We start from the raw sequence: 21,474 nt of genomic DNA on the forward strand, positions 1-21,474 counted from the left end.
GCACGGTGATCTGGAACGGCGAGACGATCCCGAACCGGCAGGTGCTGGAAGCACGCCTGGTGCAGGCGGCCAATGCCGTGCAGCAGCCGGAGTTTCACATCCGGCCGAACAAGCTGGTCGAGTACAAGTACGTCGCCGCCGTGCTGGCCAGCGCCCAGCGTCTCGGTGTCACCAACATCGGACTCGTCGGCAACGAGGCGATGTAGATAAAGAATCGCTGCAGAGTCGCCTCTGCAGGTCTGGAGGAATGATGCGAGCTTCTTTAGGGACGCTGGTTGCGGCCGGCCTGCTGGCCGTGTCACTGGCGGCAGGCGCAGCGGATGCGGACAGCAAGGCTCAAACGGTGCGGCCGCAGGTTGGCAAGCCGCTGACCGAAGCGCAAGCTGACATTCAGGCGAAAAAGTATGCGGACGCATTGACCAAGCTAGATGAGGCGGCTGCCGTTGAAAAGCTGACCGCCTACGAAAGCTACGTGATTGCGCGCATGCGGGCGAGCGCCACGCTCGGCACTGGCGACGATGCGGCGGCGTTGATTGCGTACAAGGCGGTACTCGATCGGCCCGAACTGGTCGGCGACGACAAGCAGGCGGTGCTCGATACGGTGGCGCGACTTTCATATGCGGGCAAGGATTACGCGAAGGCTGCCGAGTACGCCAAAGCCTATCGTGCCGCAGGCGGCACCGACGCCCAGATGCCCTTGATTCTGGCGCAGGCGCTCTATCTCAGCGACGACTATGCGGACGCCGAGCACGAATTGCTCGCGCAGTTCGAGCAGATGCAACAGGCGGGACAGACGCCGCCGGAACTGCCACTCAGGCTTTACATGAGCTGCGCGGTCAAGCAGAACGACAAGACGGTCTATCGCGATGCCCTGCGCCGACTCGTGACGTACTACCCCAGCGCGGATCTATGGCAGGAACTGATCACCCACACGGTCGCCCAGCCGGGGTTTTCCAATCGCCTGCTGCTCGACATGTATCGCCTGAAGGCGGCCACGGACACGATCGACAACGCCGATGAGTACGAAGACGCAGCGCAGCTCGCGCTCGCCGCCGGCTTGCCCGGCGAGGCCCAGCAATATATCGATCAGGGCTATGCGAAAGGCCTGCTCGGCGCCGGGCCGCGGGCGGTCAAGGACAAATCGCTAAAGGCGGCCGTTACCGCCAAGATCACCGAAGACAAGCGAACCCAGGCCGAGGGCGAAAGCGCGGCAGCCAAGTTGAAGTCGGGAGACGCGCTGATTAACACCGGCTTGAATTACGTCGGCTATGGTCAGTACGACAAGGGTATCGCGCTGATGCAGCAAGGCATCGACAAGGGCCATCTGAAGGCCCCCGATGATGCGAACCTTCACCTGGGCTATGCGCAGATGCGCGCGGGCAAGACTGCCGACGCGGCCGCGAGTTTCAAGAGCGTCAGCGGGCAGGACGGTGGCGCGTCGCTTGCCCAACTGTGGATGCTGGTGAAGCCGGCTCGCTGAGCGCGATCGACCGACCTCTCGTCCGCGCGCTACTCGTCGGTGAATGCGCCGTGCCGGCCGCGGCCGGACGCGAAGCGCGTGGCGCCGCTGAGCGTCTCGCCGGATTCCAGGGTCTGCGTTCCCAGCGCGAATTCGTTGCGAATCGCTGCCGCCTCCGTCATGGACCATTGCGCGTACGAGGAGCGCCGGTCGTTGCGCATGCACAGTTGCGGGTGCTGCGCAATTTCGTGTGCCAATTGCAGGGCATGGGCTTCCAACTGATCCGGTGCGACCAGACGATTGACCAGTCCCCAGACATGCGCCTCGTCCGCGCGCACCGGGCGCCCGGTCAGGATCATGTCCAGCGCCCGTGACTGCCCGATCAGTCGCGGCAGGCGCACAGTTCCGCCATCGATCAGGGGAACGCCGAAGCGACGGCAGAACACGCCGAAGGTCGCTGTCGTGTCGGCGACACGCAAATCGCACCAGAGCGCAAGTTCCAAGCCGCCGGCTACGCAGTAGCCTGACACCATCGCGATCACCGGCTTCGACAGCTGCATGCGCGTTGGCCCCATCGGGCCGTCGCCATCGGTCTCCAGTCGATTGCTGCGTCGCACATCCTGCGATGCGACCGCCTTCAGATCCGCTCCAGCGCAGAAATGTCCGCCGACGCCGCTCAGGACCGCCACGGCAGCGGTCTCGTCGGTGTCGAAGCGCCGGAACGCATCGGCCAGTGCCGCGGCCGTCGCGCCATCGACTGCGTTGCGCGCCGCGGGGCGGTTGATCGAGACGCGATGAATCGGCCCGAGGGCTTCGTGGTGAACCGTCATTTCGGACCGTCCCGGCTGGCAGATGCGAAAGAGTACCAATCCATATCGATCTGGGGAAAACACCCAATTCTGTTACAGATTATTGACGCAGTTCACGACGCAGGCTTAGGCTCGAGCCGCATTCAATACAGCCGGTGGGGGCGTGTGTTCTTGCTTCCAGCCGGACCATGACAGCAGGTCGATTTCACTTGGGAGTGAAAAATGGAAATGACGTCTAAGCGCAAGCGGAAGGGCGTGCAGTTTGCCCTCACCGCGATCGCATCAGTCGCCGCGGTAATGTGTTTCGAGGGTGCGGCTTACGCACAGGATGCCGCAGCCACGGCGGGCGCAAGCGCCGACCAGACGACGGAACCGGCGGAAATCATCATCACCGGTTCGCGCATCCGTCAGGTGCAGAAAGAGGGGCCGACCCCGGTCACGATCATCACGCGCGACGATATCGACAAGGCCGGATACCAGTCGGTCACCGACGTGCTGGAAGGCATGTCCCAGAACACCGGCGGTTCGTTCAACACCAGCACCTCGTTCTCGTTCGGTGCCGGTGCGCAGACCGTCGACCTCAAGGGCTTCGGCTCCAATCGCACGCTGATTCTCATCGACGGCCGCCGTCAGGCGATCGATCCGGTGTTCCTGTCGCAAACCAACCAGTCGGTCGATCTTTCGACGATTCCGCTGGCGATGGTCGATCGCATCGAAGTGCTGACCGACGGCGCGTCCGCCATCTACGGTTCGGATGCCATCGGCGGCGTCATCAACATCATCACCAAGAAGTCGATCAACGGGGGCATGCTCAGCGTTCGCGGCGGCACGACGCAGCACGGCGGCCACGACAACGGTGAAATCCAGTTCGGTGCCGGTGTCGCGAACGACAAGATGTCGTTGAACGTCGCGGCTTCGTACAACAAGAGCAACCGCCTGATGTTCACCGACCGCAAGTATTCGGAGTCGGACGCCACCAACGGCGGCACTTTCAGCGGTTACGGTTCGAATTTTGTCGATCCGTCAGGCGCCTTGCTTGCATCCGATCCGGATTGCGGCACGGGCAATGCCGGCGACTCGACTGCCGGTGCCGGCGTGATCGTGGGAACGCGTTGCCGTTTCGATCGCGCCAAGTACCGCGAATGGTATCCGGACTCCGAGCGCGGCTCGGTGACGGTCTGGGGCGACCGCACGCTGCCGTTCCTGGACGCGACTGCGTTCGGCCGCTTCACCTACGTCAAGGAACAGCAGGCGTTCCGGCTCGAGCCGTTCCCGTATGGCGGCGGCGAGACCTCGAACGGCGTCATTCCCGACAGCGAATTTCCGGACGGTCGTGGCCTGATTCCGGCCGGCTCGCCGGGCAATCCGACGACCGGCACTGGTGACGAGCAGGACGGATATTTCAACCGGCGTCTGGTCGAGTTCGGTGGTCGCGGCAGTGACGTCTCGAGCCAGAACTACAACGGTGTGCTGGGCGTCCGCGGTCGTCTCGATGATTACGACTGGGAAGCGGCGGTGTCGCAGAGCCACGCGTCGGTCTATACGCGGACTCGCGGCAACTTCATCAGCAGCGTGCTCGACTATCTGGTCCTGTCGCGTGGGCTGAATCTGTTCGATCCGATTCCGCAGGATGTGGTCGACGAGGCCGGCTACACGCCGACCAGCCTCGGTGTATCGAACAACACAGGTATCGACGCAACGGTCTCCGGTCCGCTGCACATCGATCTGCCGGGTGGTCCGATCCAGGCTGCTCTGCACTGGGATTACAACCACGAAGATTTCAGCAGCCGCAACGACAAACTGTCGGTGTTCGGCGATACGCCGGACGGCGCGGCGCCGGACGCGGCGGGTTCGCGTTCCTACTACGGTCTGGCATTTGAGTTGCAGCTGCCGATCATCAACAGCCTCGAGCTCGGTCTGGCGGGTCGTTACGACGACTACAACATCAATTCCGTGGGTGGCCAGTTCAGCCCGAAGGTGTCGTTGGCCTATCGTCCGCTCGAGACCGTGCTGGTGCGTGCGTCGTACGGCAACACCTTCCGCGCACCGGACCTGGTCGCGCTGTACGCCGGTCAGTCCTCGGGCTTCGAGACAGTGGTTGACACCCGCGCATGCCGTGCCTCCGGCCACAATCCGGGCGACGACGTGCCGGAGTGCGCGGACATCCAGTCCGTGCCGGTCGTCAATGGCTCCAATCCCGACCTGAAGTCGGAGAAGGGCTGGAACTGGAACGTCGGCGTCAGCTGGGAAATCGTCAAGGATCTGACCGTCTCGGTCGATCACTACACGATCTCGCTCAACAACATCGTCGAAGTACTGACGGCTCAGCAGGTGGTGGACAGCTGCGCAAACGAGGGGCTGCTCTGCGATCAGATCACGGATTCCGTTTCGCATCCCGGCTCGCCCAGTGGCTTGGGCAACGCGGTTGGTGGCTACTCCGACGCACAGATCAGCGCCGGCGCCGCGAACTTCGCGAGCCAGCGCCTGAAGGGAACCGACACCAAGATCGACTATCGCATCAATACCGGCGTCGGCAAGTTCACCAACACGCTGACCTGGACCTGGCTGCAGTCGCTCAAGGTCAAGATCGATCCTTCGGCGCCGGCGGAAGAGCAGCTCAATTACGGTGGCAGCGTGACCGTGCCCCGGCATCGTCTCTCTCTGGTCAACGATTGGTCGTACAGCGCCTATGGTGCCTATGTGAAGACGAACTTCATCGGCAAGCTGCCGGGTGCGTTGCCGAACGAGACCAGCGGTCCGATTGCGTCGGATGAGTTCTATCCGTCGTTCCTGACCATAGACCTGCAGCTGCGCTACACGCTGCCGGCTTCGCTGGGCATGGTTCGTCTCGGCATCGACAACATCCTCGATCGTGACTTCCCGCTCGATCCGACCGAGAAGGTGGGCGGTTCCAACACGGCGAACGAGTTCATCACGGGTGCTGGTCCGTCGTACTTCAGCCCGCTGGGACGCGCCTACTACCTGCAGTACGAAGTCACGTTCTGAACGGACGTCGAACTTCAGAGCTGAAGCGGCACGAAATGAGGAGACGCCAGGTTTGGCGTCTCCTTTTTCTTTGGCGGCCGTTTTTTGGCAATGTGACGCAGGGCAGACGGACCCTGGACACGCGCAGCAGGTCTGCTGCGGATCGACGGAGGTTCTCGCAGCGGTCGGGCGACCTCATAATCCGCCGGTCAGGCCGCCAGTCTCGATTCAGATCGGCAGCACTCGCCAACTGGACGTCCCTCGATGCAGGCAGAACGGCGTACGGATTAAGAAGATGCAATGTTCGTGAACAGCAAGGGTTCGGTAGGCGGCGTCGCCTTCGCCTTCGCCATCGTCTATGTCGTCTGGGGATCGACCTATCTGGCGATCCGCATCGGCGTGCACGACGCGCCTGCGATCCTGTTTGCCGGCACGCGCTTTCTGCTCGCGACCGGCCCGATGCTGGCCTATGCGTACTGGCGTGGCGCGCGCCTGCCGAAAGCGCGCCGCGACTGGGCCGTGATCGCGATCACGTCGTTGCTGATGCTGGTTGGTGCCAACGGCCTCGTTACCTGGAGCGAGCAATGGGTGCCGTCGAACCAGGCGGCCCTGCTGGTGGCGACCTCGGCGCTGTGGATGGCCGGCTTCGGGACGCTGGGCCTCAGTGGCGAGGCCCTGAGTCGCTGGACGCTGGCTGGCTTGATCGTCGGATTTCTCGGTGTCGCGGTGCTGGTGGGTGACGGTTTGCGTGCGGCGCTCGCGCCCTGGCCGGCGTATCTGGCGCTGGTCATTTCGCCGATCTTCTGGGCGGCGGGATCGGTCGTGTCGCGACGGCATCCGGTCGGTTGTCCACCACCGATGGCCGCGGCCCTGCAGATGGCAATCGCCGGCATCGTGCAAACCGGACTGGGGCTGTCGCTCGGCGAGACGGCGCAGTGGCACTGGACGTCCGGCACCGTCGGCGCGCTGATCTATCTTGCCCTGCTGGGCTCCTGTCTCGCGTATGGGGCGTACTTCTGGCTCGTGCACGAGGTGACGCCGTCGCAACTCGGCACCTATGCCTACGTGAACCCTGCAGTTGCCGTCCTGCTTGGCTGGCTGGTGCTCGACGAGCGTCTGAGCGAAATGCAGATCGGCGGCACGCTGATCATCCTGCTGTCGGTGATCGGCGTCAGCCTGGCGTCGCGGCAGCCCCGATCGGCATGAGGCGGCGCGCGCTGCACTGCCTCGTGGGGTGCATCGCTGTGCTGTTGCCTGTCTGCTCTTCGGCGGCGATGGACTCCCTGCTGCGCATCGGCAACGGTCCGGAGCCGGAGTCGCTCGATCCGCAGCGGATGTCGAGTGTCAGCGCGCTCAACATCGCGCGTGATCTCGGCGAGGGCCTCACACGGATCGCCGCCGATGGGCGGGTGCTGCCGGCCGCCGCCCAAGGCTGGCAGATCGCCGATGGCGGACGGCGCTATACCTTCGAACTTCGTGACCACCTGCATTGGTCCAACGGCGAGGCGCTGACCGCATCGGATTTCGTCGACGGCCTGCGTCGCGCCGTCGATCCGGCGACCGGTTCGCCGTTCGCGCAGCTGCTGTCGCCGATTGCCAACGCCGATGCGATCACCGGCGGCAAGGCGCCGGTGAGCATGCTGGCGGCGTGGGCCCTGTCGCCGACACGACTGCAAATCCTGCTGAAGCAGCCGACACCCTATTTTCCGAGCCTGCTGGCACACCCCGTGAGTTTTCCGGTCTACGGCCCGGCGCTGGCTCGTTACGGACGCGGCTTCGCAAGGCCGGGGCGACTCGTCAGCAATGGTGCATACCAACTGGTGGACTGGCAGGTGCAGGCGCAGGTCGAGCTGCGACGCAACGCCCATTACTGGGACGATGCCGACACGCACATCGACCGCGTTCAGTACCTGCCGACCGATGACATCGCCTCCGAACTCCAGCGCTATCGCGCGAATGAAATCGACGTGAGCTCGGAGATCCCGCTGGTACAGGCGCCAGCCTTGCGTACGCAGTTCGGCGCGCAGCTGCATGTCGCCCCGTATCTCGGCAGCTACTACTATGGCTTCAATGTGCAGCAGCCGCCGTTCGCCGGCCGGCGCGATCTCCGGCTCGCCTTGTCGCTGGCGATCGATCGCGAGCTGATCGTCGACAAGGTCATGAACGGCCTCGCGCTGCCGGCCTATGGCTGGGTGCCGCCCGGCGTGGCCGACTATCGGGCGCAGTCGCCAGCGTGGGCGTCATGGTCCCGGCAGAAAAGCGTGAGCGAAGCGAAGCGCCTGTATGCGGCTTGCGGATACTCGAAGGACCGCCCGTTGCGAATCGAGTTGCGCTACAACACGCACGATGATCACAAGCGCATCGCCACGGTGATCGCGGCGATGTGGAAGCAGACGCTGGGGGTCGAAACCAGCCTGATCAACGAAGAGAACAAGGTGTTTCTCGCGCAGCGCCGGCTGCGACGCATCACGCAGGTGTTTCGCGCATCGTGGATCGGCGACTACGATGATCCTTCCAGTTTTCTGGACGTTCTGACGGCCCGCAACGGACGCAACGACATGGGATGGCACGACCAGACCTACGACGCGCTGATCGACAGCGCTGCGCAACAGGCCGACCCGCGACGGCGCGCGGCACTGCTGGAACGTGCCGAGCGCCGCGCAGTCGACGACATGCCCTTCATTCCGATCTACTGGTACGTCTCCAAGCATCTCGTCAAGCCGCGCGTTCGCGGCTGGCACGACAATCTGCTCGACGTGCACTACAGCAAGGATCTGCGCCTCGATGACCCGGCGGATTGATCGTGAACGGCGGCGCGACCGGTGCGTGCGATGCGCGCCGAATGTCCGGAACCGTCGCTGATGTTGGCCTTCGCCTTGCGCCGTCTGTTCGCCGCATTGCCGACCCTGTTCGTGCTGCTGACCTTGGCGTTCTTCATGATGCGTGCGGCGCCCGGCGGACCGTTCGATTCCGAACGCAGCCTGCCGCCACAGATCGAGGCGGCGCTGAGAAGCGAATATCAGCTGGACGCGCCGCTGTGGCGCCAGTATCTGAACTACGTCGAGGCCGTGCTGCACGGCGATCTCGGTCCGTCGTTCCAGTACGAAGGCTATCGCGTGTCGGAGTTGATCGCCGCCGGTCTGCCGGTGTCGCTGGCGCTGGGTGTCTGTGCCCTGCTGCTCGCGCTGCTGGTGGGCGGCGCGATCGGCGTGCTGGCTGCGCGACGCCCCGGCAGTGTGCTCGATCACCTGCTGATGAATCTGGCTCTGCTCGGCGTGTCGGTGCCGAACTACGTCGTCGCGCCGCTGCTGATCCTGCTGTTCGCGATCGTGCTCGGCTGCCTGCCCGCCGGCGGCTGGCGGCATCGCGACTATGCCGACATGGTGTTGCCGGTGGTGGCGCTCGCCTTGCCGCAGATCGCCTACATCGCGCGCCTGTTGCGTGCCAGCCTGATCGATGCCCTGGCAATGCCGTACCTGCGTACCGCGCGCGCCAAGGGTCTGCCGGAACATCTGCTGATCTTCCGCCACGCGCTGCGCCCGGCGCTGTTGCCGGTGATCTCGCATCTCGGACCGGCGACGGCCGGTCTGATGACCGGCTCGGTGGTGGTCGAGCAGATCTTCGGCATTCCCGGACTTGGGCGCTATTTCGTGCAGGCGGCCCTGAACCGTGATTACACGCTGGTGCTCGGCGTGGTGCTGTTGTACGGCGCACTGATACTGGCGTTCAATTTTGTCGTGGATCTTCTGTACGGCGCGCTCGACCCGCGCCTGCGCAGGACATGAGGCCGCACACGACATCTCCGGGCATGCGCGCGGCACTGGCCGCACTCGCCTGCGTGGTCGCGCTGGTCATCGTCGGCCCATGGTTCAGTCCGTACGCCTGCGACGAAATCGATTTTTCCGGCACCTGGTCGGCAGCGCCGACGCTGGTGCACGCACACTGGTTCGGGACCGACAGCCTCGGCCGTGACCTGTTCGTGCGGACGCTCTGCGGTGGCCGGATTTCGCTGCTGGTCGGAGCGGTCTCGACCCTGGTATCGCTGCTGGTCGGCGTCGCCTGCGGCGCCGTGGCCGGGTACATCGGCGGGCGCCTCGACGGGCTGTTGATGCGCATCGTCGACGTGCTGTACGCCTTGCCGTTCATGTTCTTCGTGATCGTGCTGATGGTGTTGTTCGGTCGCCATCTCCTGTTGATGTTCGTGGCGATCGGTGCGGTCAACTGGCTGGACATGGCGCGCGTCGTGCGCGGTCAGACGCTGGCGCTGCGCGAGCGTGATTTCATCGCCGCCGCACGGCTGTCGGGTCTCTCCGATCTGCAGATCATCCGGCGCCACGTCGTGCCGAATCTGTTCGGCCTCGTTGCGGTCTATGCGGCTGTGACCCTGCCACAGGTGATCCTCATCGAATCGTTTCTGAGCTTTCTCGGTCTTGGCGTGCAGGCACCGGCCACCAGCTGGGGTGCGCTGATCAACGACGGTGCGCGCGAGATGGACGTCACGCCCTGGTCGCTGCTGTTTCCGGCCGCGTTCCTGAGCGTCACGCTGCTGCTGCTCAATCTGCTCGGCGAGCAACTGCGCGCGCGCCTCTCCAGTCGCGGCGGGCCGGCGGCATGAGCCTGCTGAGCGTCGACCGTCTGTGCATTGGACCAGTGGATTCGGCGGCGGCGCCGATCGTCGATGGTCTGTCGTTCACGCTGAGCCGTGGCGACAGTCTGGCGATCGTCGGTGAGTCCGGCTCCGGCAAGACCCAGGCGGTCCTGTCCTTGCTGGGCCTGCAGGGTGCGGGACTGCGTGTCAGCGGCAGCGCGCGCTTCGACGGGATCGAGCTGATCGGTGCGCGTGATTCGATGCTCGATGTCGTGCGTGGCACGCGCATCGGCATGGTGTTCCAGGACCCGGCTTCAAGCCTCAATCCCTACCTGACGGTCGGCATGCAGATCGGCGAATCACTGGAGGTGCATCGCGGATTGTCACGTGCCGAGTCGCACCGCGTCGCGCTGCGTCTGCTGGATGCGGTGCGCGTCGCCGATGCCGCACGACGGCTGCTCCAGTATCCGCACGAGCTTTCCGGCGGCATGCGCCAGCGCGTGATGCTGGCCGCAGCACTCGCGTGCCGCCCGGAACTGCTGATCGCCGACGAGCCGACGACGGCACTGGATGCCACGGTGCAGCGACAACTGATCACGCTCTTGCGCGAATTGCAGCGCGATTTCGCCTTGAGTCTGTTGCTGATCACGCACGATCTTGGCGTCGTCGGCGAACTCTGCACCCGCACGCTGGTGATGTATGCCGGGCGCGTGATGGAGGAAGGTGACAGCGAGCGCCTGCTGCGGGCGCCGACACATCCGTATACACAGGCCCTGCTGCGGGCGCGGCCACGGCTCGACACCGACCCCGATGCGCCGATGTTCGCGATTGCCGGCAGCCTGACGCGCGCCGAAATCTCGCCGCTGGCGTGCTGCTTCGCGCCGCGTTGCGAGCATGCCGTCGATCTCTGTTACCGGCTGCGGCCACCGCCCGAGTCCGTGGCCGACGGCGTGCGTCATTGCCATCGCAGGCCGGAGGACATCGCGACTGCGCCCGGTTGATCCGGGCACTTCGCCGGGCCGTCGCAGGCCTTCTGGCAGGTCCGATCAAGCGGGGCGGCTTGCCGGACGCGACAATCACCGTCGCGCGTGCGCGCCGTTGGCGGACAGGCGTCTAGTGGTTTTTACCATTGCCGAAATCCGGCGCCCGGCATGTAATGAAACCTGAAATACCAGTGCCCGGATTCGCCTCCAGGCGGTGACATCGTCCTGCCGGAATTCGAGCACCGGAAAAGCCTTGGGGGGCTTTCCTTATGCGTTCGATCGGTCGCTCTGTTCCGATGCTGTGTGCCGTTGCGCTGTTTGGCGCCACGACGGTCGCCAATGCGGCGTCGGCCTGGGTCAGCACCAGCACCAGGGCGTTGCCGCTGGATCCCGGCTTTTCGAGCAGCGCGGTGCCATCGGCGCAGACGATGCATGTCATCGTCAGCCTCAATGTCCAGCACAAGGACCAGCTGAAGGCCTTCCTCGCCAACCAGCACCACGCCGGCAGCCCGCAGTATGGCCAGACACTGACATCGGCGCAGACCATCGCCAGCTACTCGCCGAGTGTGGCGCAGGTGCAGTCGGTCGTCGACTACCTGAGCGCACAGGGTTTTCGTCACATCGTCGTGTCCGACAATCGTCTGCTGATCAACGCCGACGTCAGCGCCGCTGCGGCGCAGGCGGCGTTCAACACGAGGCTCGTCAACATCGTGTCCGGCGGCAAGACGCTGCGCATCAATACGCGCGACGTGCAGGTACCGGCAGCACTGTCCGGTCTGGTGCTCGGCGTGCAGGGTCTGCAGAACGCCATCAAGCCGCATACTCATATCTCGGCACTCGTCAATGGTGCCGACGTCAGTCACAAGGCGCAGTCGGCCAGCGCCGCGGCGCCGGCGCTGAGCCCGGCCGATGCGGGCTCGGCAGCGCTCAACGAGACCTTCACTGCGGCGGCGTTTCGCAAGGCCTACAACGCCGATGCAACACCGACCGGTGCGAATACGACGATCGGCATCATCTCCGGCGGCTCCGATCTGGCGCAGGTCATCGCCGATCTCCGTCAGGCCGAGACCGATGCCGGTCTGCCTTACGTGCCGGTTGAAGTGAAGCAGGTCACCGATCTGCCGGATCCGCAGGATCACAGCGGCGACAGCGAGTGGGATCTGGACAGCCAGTCCGCAACCGGCATCGCCACCAATCTCAAGAAGGTGATCTTCTACAACGGCGCCGGTCTCGACGACGCAATCCTCAACGGCACCAACCAGTTCGTCACCGACAATGTCGCCAAGGCGCTGAATATTTCGATTGGCGGCTGCGAAGCGCTGAACGTGCTGCTCGGCGACAGCGACATGGAAGATCAGCTGTACATGGAAGCGATGGCGCAGGGCCAGACGGTATTCGTTTCGGCCGGCGATGCAGGCGCCTCGTGCTCGGTGCTGATCAACCTTGGTACGCCGGACAGCGGTCCGCCATCGGTCGAATATCCGGCATCCTCGCCATACGTCGTCGCCGTCGGCGGTACGTCGCTGTTCACCGACACCGATTACAACTATGTGCAGGAAATCACCTGGACCGGCACCGGCGGCGGTACCAGCACCTTCGAACCGGCACCGGACTGGCAGAAGGGTATCGTGCCGACCTCGCTGCTCGGTCTGCGTGCGGTGCCGGACGTGTCGATGGATGCCGGCTTCAACGTTGCCGTCGCGTTGTTCTATTCGGCAGCCGACGTCGTGGTGGGCGGCGTGCACAGCGCGGTGATCGGCACCAGCCTCTCGTCGCCGCTCAGCACCGGCGTCTGGGCGCGCATCCAGACGGCGCATTGCAACAGCTACGGCTTCGCTGCGCCGATGTTCTACGCGCTCGACAGCAGCGGCGGCCCCTTGTCGAAGGCGGCCGGTTTCCACGACATCACGCTCGGCACCAACGGCCTTTGGGTTGCAACGCCGGGCTGGGACTACACGACCGGCTTTGGCAGCTTCGACATCACCGCCGTGAACGCGGCGCTGCCCGCTGCCACTTGTGCCGACAATACCCCGCCGGTCGCGGCGCTGCAGGCCGATCAGAGCGAGGGCGATGCGCCGCTGGCCGTCACGTTCGACGCCGCGGCCTCGCATGACATCGATGGCGATGCGCTGGACTACTACGTACTCAATTTCGGCGACAACTCGCCGCTCGTGTTCCAGAGCACGCCGGTTTTTCCGGCGCATGTCTACGCTGATCCGGGCACCTATACCGCGACCCTGCAGGTGCGCGATGCGCGTGGTGGCACCAGCGCGTCGGTCACGCACACGATCACGGTCGATGGCGTGCCCAAGGCTTGCGTTGCGCCGGGCGCTACCCTGATCACCAGCCCTGCCGGTGTGTCGTCCGGCGTCGAAGGCATCGACATCGCGCAGGGTACGGACGACCTGCTGTCGACGCAGTTCGCCGAGCCGGCCGAGCTGGACGACCAGCTCGTCATCACGATGACGGTCGACAATCTGAGCACGGTATTGCCCGGCTTCCGCTGGGTCACCTACTTCAACATTGCCGGTGATCCGGACACCGAATACTACGTCGCGATGGTGAGTTCGGACGGTGCTGTACCGGTGTTCAACTACGGCACGCACAGCTCGATCCCGTTGGCTGGTGTCGGCGACTTCACCGTGCTCGGCAGTCTGAATCCGGCGAGCAACTACAGCGCCGATGGCGTGATCACGCTGGTGCTCGACAAGAGCGCACTGGGCTTGAAGACCGGCGATCAACTCACCGGCATCATCAGCAGTACACGCATCTCCACGCCGGACGACACCAGCGGCAATCTGCCGCTTGGTGTCGGACTGACGCAGGACTCCGCCGGTTCGGCGCAGCCGTACACGCTGATCGGCAACGACAACTGCGCCACGCTGCTCAATGGCGGCGGCGATACCACGGGTGGTACGACCACCGGTGGCGATACGACGGGTGGCGATACCACCGGCGGCAGCACGACCGGTGGCGACACCACGGGTGGCACGACCACCGGCGGTGACACGACCGGCGGCGATACCACGGGCGGCACGACGACGGGCGGCGACACGACCGGCGGCATGACCACCGGCGGAGATACGACGGGTGGCGATACCACCGGTGGCGACACGACGGGCGGCGATACCACGGGTGGCACCACGACCGGCGGCACGACCACAGGCGGCACGACGACGGGTGGCGACACGACGGGCGGCACGACGACCGGCGGCGACGGTGGCACCACGGGCAGCAGCGTCGGCACCCGCAGCGGCGACAACGGCAGTGGCGCCTTCGGTGGCGGCACGCTGCTGGTGCTCGGCGCCGCAGCGCTCGCGCGTCGCCGTCGTCGCGCGCTTCACTGATCACGGCATGATCCGATCCGCCGCTGGCGCGCGGCGGGTCGGCGATCGCCGGGCTTCTGCGCTGGTGCTGCCTGCCGCGTACGGCACGGAGTTGCTGCTTCCCCGGTAATCGAAAATCTCCTTGCGCCAGCAAGGTTTCCGCCGATAATCGAATCGCAAGCGATGTGTCGCATCTGAGCGTGGACGTGAGCCGCGCGAACATCGCGAACGCCGACATGAATCGGCGGCACCCACAGAGGTGCAACCCACGAAAAATGGGGGAGAGCCATGCAGCAGCGTTACGCGTTTGCGTTCGCGTGGGGGGCCGCATTGTTGGGCCTGCACTCGATCACCGCGCAGGCACTCAGCTTCGATGTGCCGCTCGGCGACGATCTGCAGATCGACGGCACGCTCAACACGACGGTGACGGCCGGCATTGCGGTTCGCATGCAAAGCCGCTCCAGGAGCCTGGTCGGCAAATCCAACAATGACCCCGGTGTCTGCGGTCGTGTCGACAGCGGCGGCACCGAACGCATCCATTACCAGTCCTGTCAGGGGCTGTTCCGCGAGCAGACGTTTCCCGCGACGGAACTCGCCAGGGCGCCGGGCCAGTTCTCGATCAATTCCGATGACGGTGATCTCAACTACGACCGCTACGACATCGTGCAGGCGCCCTTCAAGATCACCCAGGATCTGAATCTGACAGTCGGCGACTGGGGGCTGTTCGTCAAAGGCCTGTATTTCTACGACGCCGTCAACGCCAATTTTCGCGAGTATCACCCGAACCGGATCACCTCCGACAACTATCTCGATGTCGGCTATGCGTCGACACCGGGCTCGGAGCTGCTGCCGGTCAATCTGCCCCTGCCGGTTTCGACGCTGATCGTGCGCAATGATTCGCGCCCCTGTCCCGCCTATCGCAACCCCACCGGCGGCCCCTGCGGCATCGTCTACGGACCCGGTGGCGTGGTGCGCAACAAGCGCAGCGATGGAGAAACGCTCAAGCAGATCGGCACTGACCTGCAGCTGCTCGACGCTTACGTCTACGGCCACCTGCCGCTGCCGTTCGACAAGGAGCTGACGGTCAAGATCGGCCGCCAGACCCTGAACTGGGGCGAGTCGACGCTGCTGGTGTTCGATTCGATCAATTCGATCAATCCGGTCAACACCAACAACTTCTTCCGCGTTGGCTATCAGGTCGAGGAGGTGTTCACGCCGGTCGGCATGGCGTTCGCCTCGTTCGAGCCGTTCGACGACGCGACGATCGAAACCTTCTATCAGTACGAATGGGAACCGCTGGAAGCGCCGGCGCCCGGCTCGTATTTTTCATTCCTCGATGTCGGCACGCGCAACGCCGTCAATCAGGCGAGCGTCAGCTTCGGCGGTGCGGCGGAAGATCCGCAAAGTCTGGGCCTGCTGCTCGACAATCCCCTGTCGGGCATCACCAACACCTCGACCACCATTCAGCGCCTGCGCGATCGGGATCCGCGCAATGGCGGGCAATACGGTGCCGCGTTCAAGTACTACGCGGAAGGGCTGGGCAGCGGCACCGAGCTGGCGTTCTACTTCGAGAACTATCACGCGCGTGCGCCCTACGTGAGCTTCTACGCGACTGAAGAGTCGTGCGCCAAGCACACGACCAGCACGGTCGAATTCCTCGCCGCCTGCGGCGACGTGCCGCTGCTGCACGCGCTGCTCAATCCCAACGATCCGGAAGGCGCGAGCAGCGACGCGGTCGGCTTCGATTCAGCGAAGCTGCAGGTCGAGTATCCGGAGAACATCAAGCTTTTCGGCCTGTCGTTCAACACGACGGTCGGAGCATGGTCGCTGCAGGGTGAGGTGGCCTATCGGCCGAACGAGCCGATGCAAGTCGATCTGGAAGATCTCGCGTTCGCGGCATTCGGGCCGACGCTGACCAACTGTCATCTGCCGGACGCCGGCTGCGCCGGCACCGGCAACGGTCTGGGCATACCGGCCGGTGCCTTGCCCGCGCAACTGCAGCAGGCATTCGGTGCACTGGCGTCGTCGCTGGGGCTGAACAACATCAATGCACTGGGCGGCATCGGCATCTACGAAGATCCGAGCGTATGCAGTGCGATACTGACCCCCGACGCCTGCATTTATCGCGGCAGCGATTTTGTCACCGCCAATGGCAGCGGCGGCTACAACGACACCTACGATCTGCTGGTCGGCCACATGCCCGGCTCGGGGCGCGCGTTCCCGTCGTTCGTCATTCCGTATCGCGGCGGCGTGGTCGGCACCAATCCCGGCTCGGATCCGAGCAAGCCGTACAACCGTCGGAACCCCGGCTATATCCGCGGCTGGGAAAATTTCGACAGCTACGAATTCAACCTCGGTTCAACCTATGTGATGGGGGCGACCGATACCTTCAATTTCATCAAGGCCGACCAGATCATCACCCTGTTCGAGTTCGGTGCGACCTGGGTGCCGGGTCTGCCGGCGCTCGATCGCCTGCAGCTCGAAGCGCCGGGCACCTATACGCATGCCAGCGCCGGTGCCGATGGCTCCGGTGCCGACGGCTCGCGTCAGGCGTGCTCGACCAACCAGGCTTGCAGCTACGGTCCGGACGGTCTGCGCTTCAATCCGCATCAGCAGAACCGCAAATATTTTCCCGACAAGTTTTCCTGGGGCTACGTGATCATTTCGCAGATCAAGTACGAATCCGTGCTGCCGGGCATTTCGCTGCAGCCGCAGATCGTCTGGAAGCATGACGTCCAGGGGACGGCGCCCGGCCTTGCGGCCAATTTCATCCAGGGCCGCAAGCAGGCCGATGTCGGGGTCGAAGTCCGTTACCGCTCCAGCCTGTCGCTGAACCTCGGCTACACATGGTTCTTCGGTGGTGGCGACGGCAACCTGCTGCGTGACCGCGACGTGGCGCGCACCTATCTGAAGTATCAGTTCTGAGCCATCGCGACATCGGGTGCATGGCGAGCGGCGACGACGCCGTCCGGCGCGTCACTGCGCAATCCGGCTTCGCGGCGGATCGCGTCGCGGTACTCGCCACCACGAGCGCATGGGATTTTCCTCAAGCGATCGGCGCGCCGTCCGGTGGCGCGCCATCGGCCGCGAGCAGATGCGCCTGGCCATCCGGCGCCAGTGCACCAAGCACGAGGAACTGGCTCTTGAAACCGGCGATGCGCCTTTCGCCCAGATTGAGTGCACCGACCACGCGCCGCCCGATCAGTGTAGCGATCGCATAGTGCGTGATCTGTGCGCTGGTCTCGAGCACGCCGACGGCCGGGCCGAAATCGACGCGCAGGCGGTACGCGGGTTTACGCGCCGCGGCAAACGGCTCGGCCGACACGATGGTGCCGATGCGCAGGTCGACGGCGAGAAAGCCGTCGATGCCGCAGGGTTCCTTGCGCGGCAGCTTGTCCGGCGCATACGGCAGCGCATCGCGATCGATGACGTGTCGGACCATATTCAAAAATCCGTGAAGAGCATCGCGAAGCTTGTAGGGACGCGTTGCATGCGCCGTGCGGGCCTCGATACACCGCGCAGTCGCGCGGCACTCGGCATGAGCGGGCAGTTAAAGCGGCCCCTCACTTTGTCGTTCGCCCCGAGTGGCGCCGCAGGCGCTGTATCGAGGGGGCTGCATCGTTGGTGAACGATATCTTCACGGATTCTGCGGTGTCGGCACGGCCACGCGCCATTCGCGCAGGGCGTGTGTCGCGCCTTCCTGAACCTGCTTGAGCCGTTCGTAAAGTCGCGCGGCCAGGCCGGTATCGCGGAAACGGATCGCGGTCGTGCCATCGCTGATCTCGCTGATCGTGACCAGGCGCGCCGCGGTGCCGACGCCGAACGCGGTGCCGAGCTGACCGGCCATGCCGGCCGCGGCGAGTTCGTCGAGCGTGATGCGATGTTCGGATACGCGCACGCCATCGGCGTGCAGCAGGCGCAGCACGGAGTCGCGGGTGATGCCGGCGAGGATGGTGCCGTCCAGCGGCGGCGTCACGACTTCATCGCCGATCTGCACGAACAGGTTCATGGTGCCGGCCTCGGCGATTTCGCGATGCGTCAGTGCGTCGAGCCAGACCACGTCGTCGAAACCGTTGGCGCGCGCGCGCATCTGGCCGGCAAGGCCGGCTGCATAGTTGCCACCGGTCTTGGCGGCGCCCAGACCACCGGGCGCGGCACGGATCAGTTCGGTTTCCGCCCACAGGCGCTGCGACTTCGGCAGCGGATCGGAGCACGGCGTGACGGCGACCGCGAGACGATGCCGCGTCGCCGGGCGAAAGCCCAGGGCGTCCTCTTCGGCGTACAGCGTCGGGCGCAGATACAGCGAGCCGCGACCGAACGGCGGCACGTAACGCGCGTGGACCTGCACCGCCAGCTGGCACAGCGTCATGAACACTTCTTCCGGCGGTTCCGGCATCACCAGCCGCTGCGCGCTCTGCTGCAGGCGACGGGCGTGGTCGCGCGGCCGGAACAGGTGGATGCGGCCGTCCGCATCACGGTAGGCCTTCAGGCCCTCGAATACCGAGAAGCCGTATTGCAGGCCGCCGCCGGCAACCGGCACGCTCAGGGCGCTGCGCGCGCTGACGGTCGGCGCGTGCCAGCCGCTGTCCTCGCCATGTTGCGCGTGCGCGAGATAGGGGCCGAGGATACGGCCGAAACCGAGGGCTTCCGGTTCCGGCCAGTCGGCCGGCAAGGGCGCTTCGTAAAGCCCGGTTGGAGGTGTGTGCATCGTCGGATTCCGTTGTGCGTTGGCAAGATTAGCGAATCGGGATGAAGGTTTCTCTTCGGCGTGGCTGCGCGGCGACCGAGGCCTGTCGACGTTATGGACGATCGCTGCGTTGCTGCCCGGAATGGCGCCAGGCAAGGCGCGAACCGCAGCACTCCGTCGCAGCGATTGCCATGGCGTCAACGGAGGCCCTAGCCGAGCGCCTCGACATTGGCGCCACCCGGGACCACCACCGGCAGCACCATTTCTTCGACGGCAATCGGCGCACGGATCAGCATCGGTCCGGGCTGCGCGAACGCGCTGCGCAGGGCCTGCAGCGGATCGCGCGCGAAGCCGAGATCGATGGCGGGCACGCCGAAGGCCTCGGCGACCGCGCAGCAGGATGGCGGGTGACGATACAGCGAAGCGCTGTAGCGTCCGTCCCAGAACTGGTTCTGCTGCTGGCGCACCATGCCCAGCGCGCCATTGTCCATGACGATGATCTTCACGTTCGCTTGGAGTTCGGCCAGCGTGGCGAGTTCCTGCACGCTCATCATCAGGCTGCCATCGCCGGAAAAGCAGATCGCACCGGCCTGCGGGTTCACCAGCGCCGCGCCGATCGCGGCGGGCACGCCGAAGCCCATGGTGCCGAGTCCGCCGGAGGTCAGCCAGCGGTGCGGCGTGGAGAGGGAATCCGCCATCGTTTCGCCCGTCGCCCGGTGTGTCAGCGGATAGCTTTGTGCGACCCACATCTGGTGCTGGCCGACGTCGGTCGTGATCGCGGCATCCGGATCGGCGATCGCGGCGACTGCGCGCATCAGTCCGTGCGGCTTGCGCGGATCGTCGGCACCCGGCCGCGGCATCGGCGATTCGCGGTGCAGGCTGCCGACGCGTGCGAGCCAGTCGGTGCGCAGTTGCGGCGTCACCGCCTTGATCAGCGCGCGCAGCGCGGCGCCGGCATCGGCTTCGATCGCCAGTTGCGGCTTGCGCAGCTTGCCGAGTTCACGGCGGTCGGCGTCGATGTGAATCACCCTGGCGTTTGGCGCGAAGCGATCGAGGCGGCCGGTCGCGCGATCGTCGAAACGACAGCCGATCGCGATCAGCAGATCGCATTCGTCGATCACGCGGTTGGTGTAGCGCGCGCCATGCAGGCCGAGCATGCCGAGCGCCAGCGGATGGTCCGGTGGCATCGTGCCGAGCGCCATCAACGTGGTCGTGGTCGGCAGACCGGCGCGTTCGGCGAAGGTCTGCGCCAGATGCTGAGCGCGCGCCTGCACCACGCCGCCGCCCAGATACAGCACAGGACGCCGCGCCCGCGCGATCATCGCCGCAGCGCGGGCAATGGCGTCGGCGCCCGGCTCTCCGGCGCGTGCCACGGCGCACGGCAGCGGCAGCTTGTCGAGCTGCAACGCCTCCGTCTGCACATCCTTCGGCAGTTCGATCAGCACCGGTCCCGGTCGGCCGCTTTCGGCGATGCGGAAGGCTTCCGGCAACAAATGCACGAGATCCGCGGCGGCGCGCAACTCGAAATGCGCCTTGGTGATCGAGTCGACAATGTGGCCCGTGCGCACCTCCTGGAAGGCGTCGCTGCCGATCAGTGCCCGCGGCACCTGCCCGGCGAAGCAGACCAGCGGCACCGAATCGGCCTTGGCATCGGCCAGCGCGGTCACGGTATTGGTCAGCCCCGGCCCGGAGGTCGCGAGGCAGACACCGGCATGGCCGCTGACGCGGGCGATGCCTTGCGCGATGAAGCCGGCACCCTGCTCATGGCGCGCGAGTACATGTGTCAGGCGCGAGTCGGCGAGCGCGCGATACAGCGGCAGCAGCGCGCCGCCGGGAATGCCGGCAACGATGCCCGCCGACGCGCCGAGCGCGTCCATGCGGGCTTCGAGAAAACGGGTGATCAGGTTTGCACCGTTGATGTCCATGTCGGTTCCGTGTGAATGGCGGAAACCCTTGGAGGCGATGGACCGGTGGCGAACCCTCAGAAAACAGAAAACCCCCGCCGGTCGTGTGCGCCGGCGGGGGTTCTTGATGTCGAACAGCCCCTACGGCGCGTCGCTAACGACGACCGCTACAACGAGAAGGGCGAGCTGCTTGAACAGGTTCATTGCTTTGGTTTTGCGAAAAAGCGCCGCGAGTCTAGCGGGATGGATCGTCCGTGCGCAAGTCGCGAGCACCGCCCGCGCGCGAGATGTCGAGCGCAGCAGCTTATCGTGCGTTCCGCTCGATGAATTCGATCTTGTAGCCATCCGGATCTTCAACGAAGGCAATCACGGTCGTGCCGTGCTTCATCGGCCCGGCTTCGCGCGTGACCTTGCCGCCCCGCTGGCGCACGAGATCGCAGGTTTGCGCGGCGTTGTCGACTTCCAGTGCGATGTGACCGTACGCGGTGCCGAGTTCATAGCGATCGGTGCCCCAGTTGTAGGTCAACTCGATCACCGCACCCTCGGCCTCGCTCTGATAGCCGACGAACGCGAGCGTGAACTTGCCTTCCGGATAGTCCTGGCGGCGCAGCACTTTCATGCCGAGCACGTCGCGATAGAACGCGATCGAGCGATCGAGGTCGCCGACGCGAAGCATGGTGTGAAGAACGCGCATGGGGACTCCCGAAAGGAAAGGGCGCCAAAGTGCCAGCGC

Annotated in this window: 16 protein-coding genes; 10 read left to right on the forward strand and 6 right to left on the reverse strand. The window is 65.2% G+C overall.

The features are described from left to right. Both G7Y85_RS19275 and G7Y85_RS19280 read left to right on the forward strand, forming a co-directional pair. Positions 1–206: ExbD/TolR family protein (locus tag G7Y85_RS19275; protein ID WP_174839807.1), on the forward strand; the 206-nt coding region annotated here is incomplete at its 5' end. A 44-nt stretch (positions 207–250) separates the two neighbouring features. Further along, the gene (locus G7Y85_RS19280; RefSeq protein WP_241696299.1) at positions 251–1,480 is read left to right on the forward strand and encodes a hypothetical protein; all 1,230 of its coding nucleotides are present in this window, start codon (positions 251–253) and stop codon (positions 1,478–1,480) included. A 29-nt stretch (positions 1,481–1,509) separates the two neighbouring features. Here the strand turns inward: G7Y85_RS19280 and G7Y85_RS19285 are convergent, their stop codons facing one another. Then, complete coding sequence (locus G7Y85_RS19285) at positions 1,510–2,289, reverse strand: crotonase/enoyl-CoA hydratase family protein (RefSeq protein ID WP_166261403.1); 780 nt, start codon at positions 2,287–2,289, stop codon at positions 1,510–1,512. Between the two features lie 201 nt (positions 2,290–2,490). Between G7Y85_RS19285 and G7Y85_RS19290 the strand changes: the two genes are divergently transcribed. The 6 genes from G7Y85_RS19290 (at position 2,491) to G7Y85_RS19315 (ending at position 10,842) form a co-directional block, all read left to right on the forward strand. Continuing rightward, on the forward strand, positions 2,491–5,274 hold the full coding sequence (locus tag G7Y85_RS19290; RefSeq protein ID WP_166261406.1) for a TonB-dependent receptor: 2,784 nt from the start codon (positions 2,491–2,493) through the stop codon (positions 5,272–5,274). Between the two features lie 279 nt (positions 5,275–5,553). Beyond that, on the forward strand, positions 5,554–6,459 hold the full coding sequence (locus tag G7Y85_RS19295) for an EamA family transporter (RefSeq protein ID WP_166261409.1): 906 nt from the start codon (positions 5,554–5,556) through the stop codon (positions 6,457–6,459). A gap of 68 nt (positions 6,460–6,527) precedes the next feature. Beyond that, entirely contained in the window at positions 6,528–8,054 is a 1,527-nt protein-coding gene (locus G7Y85_RS19300; protein ID WP_166261412.1) for a peptide ABC transporter substrate-binding protein, read from the forward strand. Between the two features lie 60 nt (positions 8,055–8,114). After that, complete coding sequence (locus G7Y85_RS19305; RefSeq protein WP_166261415.1) at positions 8,115–9,038, forward strand: ABC transporter permease subunit; 924 nt, start codon at positions 8,115–8,117, stop codon at positions 9,036–9,038. 23 nt (positions 9,039–9,061) lie between these two features. After that, entirely contained in the window at positions 9,062–9,868 is an 807-nt protein-coding gene (locus G7Y85_RS19310) for an ABC transporter permease subunit (protein ID WP_241696300.1), read from the forward strand. Continuing rightward, the gene (locus tag G7Y85_RS19315; protein ID WP_166261421.1) at positions 9,865–10,842 is read left to right on the forward strand and encodes an ABC transporter ATP-binding protein; all 978 of its coding nucleotides are present in this window, start codon (positions 9,865–9,867) and stop codon (positions 10,840–10,842) included. The genes G7Y85_RS19310 and G7Y85_RS19315 overlap by 4 nt, the downstream gene beginning before the upstream one ends. 112 nt (positions 10,843–10,954) lie before the next feature. Here G7Y85_RS19315 and G7Y85_RS19320 read toward each other — a convergent pair whose 3' ends face one another. Further along, the gene (locus G7Y85_RS19320) at positions 10,955–11,263 is read right to left on the reverse strand and encodes a hypothetical protein (RefSeq protein ID WP_166261424.1); all 309 of its coding nucleotides are present in this window, start codon (positions 11,261–11,263) and stop codon (positions 10,955–10,957) included. Between G7Y85_RS19320 and G7Y85_RS19325 the strand changes: the two genes are divergently transcribed. Together G7Y85_RS19325 and G7Y85_RS19330 are read left to right on the forward strand one after the other, a co-directional pair. Continuing rightward, complete coding sequence (locus G7Y85_RS19325) at positions 11,253–14,171, forward strand: protease pro-enzyme activation domain-containing protein (protein WP_166261427.1); 2,919 nt, start codon at positions 11,253–11,255, stop codon at positions 14,169–14,171. The genes G7Y85_RS19320 and G7Y85_RS19325 overlap by 11 nt on opposite strands. A gap of 267 nt (positions 14,172–14,438) precedes the next feature. Beyond that, complete coding sequence (locus tag G7Y85_RS19330; protein WP_166261430.1) at positions 14,439–17,075, forward strand: DUF1302 domain-containing protein; 2,637 nt, start codon at positions 14,439–14,441, stop codon at positions 17,073–17,075. Between the two features lie 121 nt (positions 17,076–17,196). On the opposite strand, the gene G7Y85_RS19335 is transcribed toward G7Y85_RS19330, so the two are convergent. The 4 genes from G7Y85_RS19335 to gloA form a co-directional block, all read right to left on the reverse strand. Beyond that, positions 17,197–17,592, reverse strand: coding sequence for a tRNA-binding protein (locus G7Y85_RS19335; RefSeq protein WP_166261432.1), 396 nt, complete (start codon positions 17,590–17,592; stop codon positions 17,197–17,199). Positions 17,593–17,787: 195 nt separating this feature from the next. Beyond that, complete coding sequence (locus G7Y85_RS19340) at positions 17,788–18,858, reverse strand: branched-chain amino acid aminotransferase (RefSeq protein WP_166261435.1); 1,071 nt, start codon at positions 18,856–18,858, stop codon at positions 17,788–17,790. Between the two features lie 188 nt (positions 18,859–19,046). Beyond that, positions 19,047–20,762, reverse strand: coding sequence for a biosynthetic-type acetolactate synthase large subunit (gene ilvB / locus G7Y85_RS19345; protein WP_166261438.1), 1,716 nt, complete (start codon positions 20,760–20,762; stop codon positions 19,047–19,049). Positions 20,763–21,045: 283 nt separating this feature from the next. Then, positions 21,046–21,435 carry a lactoylglutathione lyase gene (gene gloA, locus G7Y85_RS19350; RefSeq protein ID WP_166261443.1) on the reverse strand — a complete coding sequence of 130 codons (390 nt, stop codon included), beginning with the start codon at positions 21,433–21,435 and terminating at the stop codon, positions 21,046–21,048. Between the last annotated feature and the right edge of the window lie 39 nt (positions 21,436–21,474).

This window comes from Solimonas terrae (assembly GCF_011067135.1).
GTDB classification, from domain to species: domain Bacteria; phylum Pseudomonadota; class Gammaproteobacteria; order Nevskiales; family Nevskiaceae; genus Solimonas; species Solimonas terrae.

What these genes read in the sequence shown, in the direction of transcription:
- G7Y85_RS19330 (WP_166261430.1), top strand. Translation starts at nt 14,439, where the DNA reads ATGCAGCAGCGTTACGCGTTTGCGTTCGCGTGGGGGGCCGCATTGTTG.
- G7Y85_RS19325 (WP_166261427.1), top strand. Translation starts at nt 11,253, where the DNA reads ATGCATGTCATCGTCAGCCTCAATGTCCAGCACAAGGACCAGCTGAAG.
- G7Y85_RS19315 (WP_166261421.1), top strand. Translation starts at nt 9,865, where the DNA reads ATGAGCCTGCTGAGCGTCGACCGTCTGTGCATTGGACCAGTGGATTCG.
- G7Y85_RS19320 (WP_166261424.1), bottom strand. Translation starts at nt 11,263, where the DNA reads ATGACATGCATCGTCTGCGCCGATGGCACCGCGCTGCTCGAAAAGCCG.
- G7Y85_RS19280 (WP_241696299.1), top strand. Translation starts at nt 251, where the DNA reads ATGCGAGCTTCTTTAGGGACGCTGGTTGCGGCCGGCCTGCTGGCCGTG.
- G7Y85_RS19340 (WP_166261435.1), bottom strand. Translation starts at nt 18,858, where the DNA reads ATGCACACACCTCCAACCGGGCTTTACGAAGCGCCCTTGCCGGCCGAC.
- G7Y85_RS19335 (WP_166261432.1), bottom strand. Translation starts at nt 17,592, where the DNA reads ATGGTCCGACACGTCATCGATCGCGATGCGCTGCCGTATGCGCCGGAC.
- G7Y85_RS19285 (WP_166261403.1), bottom strand. Translation starts at nt 2,289, where the DNA reads ATGACGGTTCACCACGAAGCCCTCGGGCCGATTCATCGCGTCTCGATC.
- G7Y85_RS19305 (WP_166261415.1), top strand. Translation starts at nt 8,115, where the DNA reads ATGTTGGCCTTCGCCTTGCGCCGTCTGTTCGCCGCATTGCCGACCCTG.
- G7Y85_RS19310 (WP_241696300.1), top strand. Translation starts at nt 9,062, where the DNA reads ATGCGCGCGGCACTGGCCGCACTCGCCTGCGTGGTCGCGCTGGTCATC.
- ilvB (WP_166261438.1), bottom strand. Translation starts at nt 20,762, where the DNA reads ATGGACATCAACGGTGCAAACCTGATCACCCGTTTTCTCGAAGCCCGC.
- G7Y85_RS19300 (WP_166261412.1), top strand. Translation starts at nt 6,528, where the DNA reads ATGGACTCCCTGCTGCGCATCGGCAACGGTCCGGAGCCGGAGTCGCTC.
- G7Y85_RS19290 (WP_166261406.1), top strand. Translation starts at nt 2,491, where the DNA reads ATGGAAATGACGTCTAAGCGCAAGCGGAAGGGCGTGCAGTTTGCCCTC.
- gloA (WP_166261443.1), bottom strand. Translation starts at nt 21,435, where the DNA reads ATGCGCGTTCTTCACACCATGCTTCGCGTCGGCGACCTCGATCGCTCG.
- G7Y85_RS19295 (WP_166261409.1), top strand. Translation starts at nt 5,554, where the DNA reads ATGTTCGTGAACAGCAAGGGTTCGGTAGGCGGCGTCGCCTTCGCCTTC.